Raw genomic sequence first — 7,887 nt, forward strand, 5'->3', positions numbered from 1 at the left:
GCACTCCTATATGCCGCTGCTGCCGTCGTCCTCATCAGGCGCATCGCTCGTTACGCATGAGATTCAAGACAGGCTCTGAGATCCGCTTCACCAAAATTTCCAGACAGTCATGCCACCAAATGAATGCCTGACAGCAGCCACTTATTCACGCAGCTGCACCCAGTTCAAACCGGAATTTTGCTGCCGATTTCGAAAGAGGCCTCAATGCACTATAGAATGGCGGTGAACCCGGTGCGCAAGCAGGTCAGGAACGGGGTGCTGTCACCGCGCAGTTCGAACGGCAGCAAATTTCAAAACGCAAGGGTCTAGAAAAATAGGGGCTACTCACTCGCAGGCAATCTTGCGGAAATGCGTGCAGATTTAACCTCTCTATCAGTAATAGCTATCTACGTAGCAATGCCTTGGGGGTTAGCCTTTCCTTGTCGGCATATTGAGCTACACTCTGCTGCGAGAGATATTGCGGCACAAACGTGCTGAACTCACTCTTGGACTTTGTCTGCAGGACTTCATCCAGATTGATGGCCTGCATGAATTTCACGCCTGCTCTGCCATTTTCCGTCCAACGCACCACCGCTTCAAGAGGTGCGGGCATGCCTATTTCAAGCCAGACATGGTCATCGACCTGCAATTTGAGATCCGTTTCGACCATCGCGCCCGTGCGGGAGAGGTTTCGCATCCTTACGGCTTCATTTGCAGAATCGGTAATGATACGTCCCGCCCGAATGATCCTTCGCCGTTCCGCGCGGTCAACCATGTATCCGTCAGCAATTGCCGTTTCGCTTTTTGTTCTTTCCAAGGCGGCCGCCGCGTCCATCGGCCGTCCATAAATATATCCCTGAATGAGCGTGCAGCCCAACTCACGAATGAGCGCAAGCTGATCTTCCGTCTCTACGCCTTCTGCAGTCGTGACCATGCCAAGATCACCTGCAAGGCCAACTATAGCCTTGATGATATGGACGTTATTGTTTCCAGATGCAGTGGCTCCTTTTACGAAGGATTGATCAATTTTAATTTTGTCGAATGGAATGCTTTTTAGATATCCTAAGCTCGAAAATCCGGTTCCAAAATCATCGAGAGAAATTTTAACGCCCAGCATTTTGAGAGACGTAATAGCAGATCTCGTCTTTGCCGTATCATTGAGCAATGCTCCCTCTGTGATTTCCAGCTCGAGCCTATTTGCTGATATTCCTGCATACGCAATGGCACTGGCAGCTAAAGAGGGAAGGGACTGACTTGAGAACTGGACTGGTGAAATGTTCACAGCGACTGAAATGTTCTCAGGCCATTTGGATGCCTCCAGGCAAGCATTTCGTAGAACCCATTCACCAAGTTCGGTGATAATTCCGGATTCCTCTGCAATTGGGATGAAGATTCCGGGAGAGATGATGCCTTGTGTTGGATGCGTCCAGCGAACCAGGGCCTCAAATCCAACAAGATGGCCCGTTACAGTGTGCACTACGGGTTGGTAGACAAGATGGAACTCACCTCGCTCTATTGCCCGGCGCATATCTTCTTCGATCTGCTGCCTTAAAAGCGCTTGCTCATGCATCTCCGTCGCGAAGAAGCGATAGGCGCCCCTGCCGGCAGCTTTAGCTGAATAGAGAGCCAAATCGGCATCTCGCACCATATCGATCGCTGATCGCTGATCGTAATCCGAAATAGCAATCCCTATCGACGTGCCAATTGTGACCAGATGCGATTGTATGAGGTATGGCTGGGATAGACTGTGGATTATATCGATGGCGATCGACGATAACCTGTCCTGTTCACAAATGTCGGCGAACACTATTTGGAATTCGTCGCCACCAAGGCGCCCGACCTGCCCCCTGCCGGCGATAATCTTGACCAGTCGCTCCGATACGCTTTTCAGGAGTTGATCGCCTACAAGATGGCCAAACGTGTCGTTGACGAATTTGAAGCGATCAAGGTCCAGGATCATCGTGGAGCAACGATGCTTACGATGCACCGACGACATGATGCTATTTTCAAGCGCCTGCCGCATCGTATCTCTGTTGGCGAGATTGGTTAGGGAATCAAAACGCGCCAGCTGCAGCAGTTTGATCTCTGAATTTTTCTGATCTGTCAGATCCAGCGCGAAACCTACGAAACCGCGAAATCGTCCAACTTCATCATGACTTGGTTCGCCGGTGATTGACCACCATACATCATGCTGGCCTTTGGACTTGAGCACCAATCCTTCAAAGGGCAAGCGCGACGTAAGGTAGAAACTCAGACTCCGCTCGGACGCCTCTTCTGCCAAGCTGGCTTCATTATCGACGAGGTCGGTTAGGCTCTTGGGCGAAATGCCACTTCCCGCCATGGCGCGCGAGACTTTCGAGCTAAGATAATTCAGTGAGCCATCAATGCCGGTTTCCCAGAACCAACCCGCACCGCTTTCTTCATATTTTTCAAGCAGGCGCGAGGCTTGCCCATCGGTCAAAGCTGCTTGCGTGGCCATGAGAGGACGAGGTGAACGCAAAACCATATTCTGTGACCAGTTTGCTGCGCAGTTGAAATCATATGTGTGGAAGGGAAGGCACGTGGCCTAGCCGTCCGACTGAAACCTGTCCTGGATTACTCTGCCTCCTAGGTCTGCCGCTTCAGGTATGGGGTTTACGGGCTCGAGATATTCCTCATTCGCCACTGAAGGCGCCGCATTGCCACTCGGCTTGGCAGGCAAAATCATTCGGCTCTGCTCGTGCATTGCCGCTGCCGGGGCAATGGTTGGCGAAGACTTGCCCGGCTGGCTCTCGCCATCCTGGTCACTTGCTGCCACTATGATGGCGCCAATGCCGAGTGCCAGGTAGATGAGTTTATCCATTTTCCGACTGCTCCTTCAGCATGTGGACGGCACCATATTTTCGTTGTTGTAGATGCCGTTGGTCCCCCCCCCATAATCCCGCTGGTCGCGGACGGTCATCGCGGCTGTCGCAGTGATTTGACTTAGCGGCACGAACAGGCGCGCAATGAGAGGCTGATAGTCATAGGCGATCTCGACAAACATGAGGGCGCCATCGTCGGGTGCGGTCGCGGTTTGCCCTCCCACCGTTGCGCCAGAAAGGTTGCTGTCCCCTGCACGGCCCTGCGACGAGGGCCAGGTCTTTGCCCCACGGCACCGCTGCCATCTTATTCGAAAGCGGTTGGTAGGATTAGGATTCTCAATTGGCTCAATGCTGCTGAGTATGACGCGGCCATGGCCAAAGAGATCAAGCCGCCCACTTTGTAGCCCAGCACCGGTGAGCAGGTCATTGATCTGCGCCTCCGTGATCTGCTTGTTGGCCAAAACCGTGCCAGTACCCATGCGCGCGGCATTGTCCGCGACATGAAGCGCCAATTGACTGATACGCATCTTGGTCGTCACGAAGTTGGTCAGTTCGGCTCCCGACAGCGCTATCGTCGACATCAACGGCAGAGCCAGACCGAATTCCACGGCTGCCACTGCCCGACTATTTTCTAGCAGCTTGATGACCATCGACAGTAGCTTCACGGGCAGTGCCCGACTGTTGGCGAGCCATAGCTGCCCTGCTCACCAAATGGCTGATTTCCCAGGACCGTCCGCGCTTCGACGGTTGCCATCTCGGACATGCCTATGAGCCGGGCCATGGGGAACAGGCGTGGATACGTGATTTGGACAGTATATACGACATTATCCTTGGCGCCGCCTTGTCCATTGTCACCGCCATCGCGGTCCCATATCGTATTGTGATTATTGTCCTGAAACGGTTCATCACCATCGCAGCGACCATTGTTGTTGATGTCCTGAAAGGGCTCTGCAGTGGCTTGGGCCGCTTTCGTGAAATCTCGGAAATATCGCCGCGAGAAAGTAATCGATGAGTTCGCGGCCAAATGCTCGACGCGTTCGCGTACCGTTGCATCAAGTTGAGACTGCTGTGCTTCCGACTTGCCACTTTCCAGCGTCGCGTCTCTAGCACTTTTCTGCACTGCGCCTTGCAGAACAGACTGCATGTAGAGGCTGTGTCCGAGGTCCAGAAAGCCTAGGAGCGTGGTAACAAAGACCGTCGATACCAAGCCGAACTCGACAATTGTGGCGCCGGATTGATCCGCCAGGATCCTGCATCTTGAAGTTTGTTGCCAACTCATTTTGTCAGTCTCAGCTGTGAGATTTCATCGGCGATCTGCTGAAAATTTGAGATCAACGTGGCACTATTGGCTGCCACATAATAGCGATTGGGCGAAGCACAGGACTGCAGCAGCGCCTGGGCGTTCGTGCTGACGCCATTACCAAATGAGACCACCCACAAGGTGATGTTCTTGGACTTGATTGCGGAACACAGAGCCTTCGTGCGCTCATTCACGACAGCTGTCAGGAGAGATGCGCCTGGCCCAGCATTGCTGCGGGTCTGGCGCCTGTCCCACCAAGCAATGCCATGAGCCGTATAGCCTTGGTTGCTCGTGACCGTATCGCCGTCGGTCATGAAAACCAGATGCCGTTCGATTTCGCCCCCCGTGGGCGTGAAGGCATTCTCCGGTCCGAAGATTCCTGTGGGCGACATAAGTCGCGCGCCCCACAGCAAACCTATGTCATGATAGGTGTTGCCGTTGGGGTAGAGGGTATTGACATAAGACTCAAAGCTGTTCGCCGATGGATAGCTCTTGAGTTTGGAGGCAGCTGTCGGGCACGCATATGTATAGTTGCGATTGAGATCTGAGCTGGTCTTGACCTTCGAAACGGTCCAGTTGCCGTTGCTGTCGTAGCGCCCCCAGACCAGATCGGGCAGAAGTGGCCTCCATTTTGTGGCATCGGATCCATCAGGTATCATGTCGATGTTCATGTCGAACGCATTCGATGGGATTGGTGCGAATTCGCCTGCCGGGCTATCGTCGGTGTTCTGATAGGTCTGGCGCTCTTCGACGCAGCCATCCCAAGCCACGGTAGCTGCCTGCCCATAGGGGCCGACCGGAGCAACAATGCTGGCCTTCCAACCGTCCGCGCCAGCCTTCAGCCCCGAAACATCGAAGCTGAGTTGACCATATTCATATTCCTTGAAGCCGGTCGTATCGGTCCGCTGATAGTTCCGCTTCAAATAGCCGCTGATATAACGCCGTTGTATCTGGCATTTTCCGCCCACCATCACACCCTGATAATTGTAGTAGCGACCATCCTGGTTGGTTGACCAACTCACCACCCGGTTGGCACCGCTACCAGTCGTACTCTGGGCATAGGGAGCACTCTCGGGCCCCGTCATTTCGATTGAATTGGCAGGGATCCGGCCGTTGCAACTCGTGCCACCAGCCGTGCCGTGATTTTCCCACGCGCTCCAATTCATGCTGTAGGGGACTTGTTCTGTGGACGTGACCTCCGCCGTGCCCTCCTTGAATCCGTCAACGTCGGTATTGCCTGTCGTCTTAGCCTTTCGTGATTGGTAGAGTGCGGTGTCGACCATCCAGTCGTTGCGTAGCAATCGCCCGACATTTACATTCGAAGAATATGGGACGAAGCCGAAGCGTAACTGTACGTCATTGTTGCGATAGCCAGTCGGGTTGCTGCCGCACTGGGCGGATGTGTCAATTTTTGCGAGAGCCTCATAGAAGCATTTTACAGCCTGCTTAAGGCCATTGATCTTCGTATCACCATCGCCAGGATTGACCGAAGCCATCGAACCCGTGGTATCGAGGACGAACATGACATCGGTGTTGGGGATGCGCATTTCGGCGTCGCAATTGACCGAAATCGTCTTGGTCCCGTAACCGAAAATAACCATGACCGTCATGGGAATGATGACGGACGCCGAACCGGATACTTTCCCCTGACTTTCAGAAAAACGCTTGCTCAGCTCGCTTGAGCCGTAAGAGCCGGGCACATAATTAATGTTGAAAATGCCCTCAGCGGTGGTCCGGGCTTTTTCATTATTTGCCGCCCATGCTCCGCCTGCCATCTGTTTGCGACCAGCGAGCGCGCCTGCGTCGCAAGCATGCTGCAGGCGGGTCTTCACCAGATAGATTCTCGCCATATCGACGCCGCCACCGATAAAGCCCAGAAGTGGCAGAAATCCGGCTGCAACCATGACAAGCACATTGCCAGCTTCATTTTCGCGCAAGCGCCCCAGAAAACCCATGACCCATCCCTTCAGAGTGTGTGGTCATGGCGTATCGAGGTTTATAGCAAGTTAAGTAATCTCGACATTACCGTAACATAGATCAATAAATGCCAATTTTGCGTAATTTTCTCGCGTAAATTTGGCCATATTAGATGGCATTTGGTGTGTATCTGAGGAGCCGAATTCTGGCTCTGCGCGTATCATAAGAGGCGCCGCCGCCGAAAACTTTGGCCTGATCTCTCAGCCCGTCACGGAATCAGTCTATCAACGCCTAGTCGCTTGAACAGGGCGAAAAGCGCATCGGCGGTGGGTTGGTATCCGGTGAAACCAAGCCGCCGGCCTTGTTCCTCTGCGACGACCTCGGCCGGCTGCCCCAGATCAGCATCGGTATGCCAAGGTGATGCAAGCCGGATGAGATCCGGCTCCGCTAGTCCCTCGCGGATCGCGATCTCCCGCCACAGCGCAGCGTCGCCCGCCATCTGCGGCTCTAGGGGTCGAACCGTGCCATCGAACGGTACAACCTCGATGCCGAAGCGCAGACGGGCCAGCTCGTGACACGCCGTCCACGTGCTCTTGAACTGACGCCCGCAGGCCATGCGATTCTCGCCTAGCGGACGGACCGCGCTTAAGCATCGGAAATTGGCAGCTGAGAGTCTTCAAAGGGTCGACGATTGCCGGCAGCGTATGCCGCGTCGTGCGACAAATGCCGGTCGCTGCTGCCTTCAAAAGCGACCTATAATGTTGAAATCGGCCATCCTTGCAGTAAAAAAAAGGGTTTGCGACGAAGGCGCTCAGGCGCCGGTCAGGGCCTGCGAGATAGTCCAGAGCCGTTCGGCGTTCTCGCCGTCCATCGCATAGGCCGCATAGCCGCCTGAGAAGTCCGTAGGCCGCGATGTCACCGAAGTCGCTTCGTTGCAGTCCTCGAAGTAGCGCCCACCGATACCCTCAAGGAGCGGAGAGGCTGCGAGAAGGACGCTCGTCGCTGCGCCCTGCTCCGGCGTCTTGCGTCGCTCGACAGGCGTCCGAAGCCCGCCGGTGTGGCGCTGCAGCCCGGTCGCGATCGCGCCGGGATTGAGCGCGTTGGAGACAATCCCGCGATCGGCCCAGTGCCGCGTGATCGCGACGGACATCAGCGCCGTGGCCGACTTCGACTGCCCGTAGGCGCCGATCGGGGTGTATGGCACGAAGTCGAAGTTGAGGTCGTCGAGGATCACTGGCGAGAACAGATGCCCGCTCGAGCTGATGGAAACGACGCGGGCGCCGTTGGCCAACGTCAGCGCGTCGCGCAGGCCCCACGTCAACGCGAAGTGTCCGAGATAGTTGGTCGCGAACTGGAGCTCGAAACCCTGCGGGGAGAGCTGGCGCTCCGGCAGAGCCATGATGCCGGCATTGTTGATGAGGGCGTGCAGCGGACCCGACCACCCGTCCACGAAGCCTTGCACCGAGCGAACGTCGGCGAGGTCGAGCGAACGCACATCGACCGCAGCGCCGCGCGCCTGCCCGCGGAGCTCCTCCACGACGGCGGCGACGGCGTCTGGCCGTCGCACCGCCAAGGTGACATGCGCTCCGGCAAGCAGAAGTGCGCGGGTTGTCTCGAGGCCGATCCCGGCAGCGCCTCCCGTCACCATGATCCTCTTTCCGGTAAGGTCGATGCTGCGGAGCACGTCCGCAGCTGTAGAGTAAAAGCCGAAGGGTGTTGTTAGCCGATCCATGGAACTCTCGGAGCATCTCAATTGGTGGGGGGGCTGGGGTGATCTGCCCCCCGCTGAGTGGCCCAGAGACTATGATAGTCTGGACCGCGAAAGGGACATTGAATGCCGAGCAAGAA

Annotated in this window: 7 protein-coding genes; all 7 read right to left on the reverse strand. The window is 55.6% G+C overall.

Annotation, left to right across the window (positions count from 1 at the left end; all coding sequences use genetic code 11):
* Nucleotides 1–382: 382 nt before the first annotated feature.
* The 7 genes from AC0KVN_RS27125 to AC0KVN_RS27155 all read right to left on the reverse strand — a co-directional run bounded on the left by AC0KVN_RS27125 (nt 383) and on the right by AC0KVN_RS27155 (nt 7,723).
* Nucleotides 383–2,458, reverse strand: a complete 2,076-nt coding sequence (locus AC0KVN_RS27125; RefSeq protein ID WP_435568937.1) for a putative bifunctional diguanylate cyclase/phosphodiesterase — start codon at nt 2,456–2,458, stop codon at nt 383–385.
* Between the two features lie 87 nt (nt 2,459–2,545).
* Nucleotides 2,546–2,821, reverse strand: coding sequence for a hypothetical protein (locus tag AC0KVN_RS27130; protein WP_435568938.1), 276 nt, complete (start codon nt 2,819–2,821; stop codon nt 2,546–2,548).
* Between the two features lie 15 nt (nt 2,822–2,836).
* Nucleotides 2,837–3,472 carry a TadE/TadG family type IV pilus assembly protein gene (locus AC0KVN_RS27135; protein WP_435568939.1) on the reverse strand — a complete coding sequence of 212 codons (636 nt, stop codon included), beginning with the start codon at nt 3,470–3,472 and terminating at the stop codon, nt 2,837–2,839.
* Between the two features lie 11 nt (nt 3,473–3,483).
* Nucleotides 3,484–4,101 carry a TadE/TadG family type IV pilus assembly protein gene (locus AC0KVN_RS27140; protein WP_435568940.1) on the reverse strand — a complete coding sequence of 206 codons (618 nt, stop codon included), beginning with the start codon at nt 4,099–4,101 and terminating at the stop codon, nt 3,484–3,486.
* The gene (locus tag AC0KVN_RS27145; protein ID WP_483656753.1) at nt 4,098–6,077 is read right to left on the reverse strand and encodes a TadE/TadG family type IV pilus assembly protein; all 1,980 of its coding nucleotides are present in this window, start codon (nt 6,075–6,077) and stop codon (nt 4,098–4,100) included. Before AC0KVN_RS27145 ends, AC0KVN_RS27140 begins: the two co-directional genes overlap by 4 nt.
* A 230-nt stretch (nt 6,078–6,307) precedes the next feature.
* A complete protein-coding gene (locus AC0KVN_RS27150) occupies nt 6,308–6,655 on the reverse strand; it encodes a hypothetical protein (protein ID WP_234893261.1) in 348 nt (115 codons plus the stop codon).
* 195 nt (nt 6,656–6,850) lie between these two features.
* Nucleotides 6,851–7,723 (reverse strand): SDR family NAD(P)-dependent oxidoreductase, encoded by an 873-nt coding sequence (locus AC0KVN_RS27155; RefSeq protein ID WP_214869425.1) that lies wholly within the window; start codon nt 7,721–7,723, stop codon nt 6,851–6,853.
* Nucleotides 7,724–7,887: the final 164 nt, after the last annotated feature.

Source organism: Sphingobium sp. SG1, from assembly GCF_057063145.1.

Bases quoted from the DNA above. Each gene is read 5' to 3' on its own strand.
- AC0KVN_RS27150 (WP_234893261.1), bottom strand. From the start codon at position 6,655: ATGGCCTGCGGGCGTCAGTTCAAGAGCACGTGGACGGCGTGTCACGAG.
- AC0KVN_RS27135 (WP_435568939.1), bottom strand. From the start codon at position 3,472: ATGGTCATCAAGCTGCTAGAAAATAGTCGGGCAGTGGCAGCCGTGGAA.
- AC0KVN_RS27145 (WP_483656753.1), bottom strand. From the start codon at position 6,077: ATGGGTTTTCTGGGGCGCTTGCGCGAAAATGAAGCTGGCAATGTGCTT.
- AC0KVN_RS27125 (WP_435568937.1), bottom strand. From the start codon at position 2,458: ATGGCCACGCAAGCAGCTTTGACCGATGGGCAAGCCTCGCGCCTGCTT.
- AC0KVN_RS27140 (WP_435568940.1), bottom strand. From the start codon at position 4,101: ATGAGTTGGCAACAAACTTCAAGATGCAGGATCCTGGCGGATCAATCC.
- AC0KVN_RS27130 (WP_435568938.1), bottom strand. From the start codon at position 2,821: ATGGATAAACTCATCTACCTGGCACTCGGCATTGGCGCCATCATAGTG.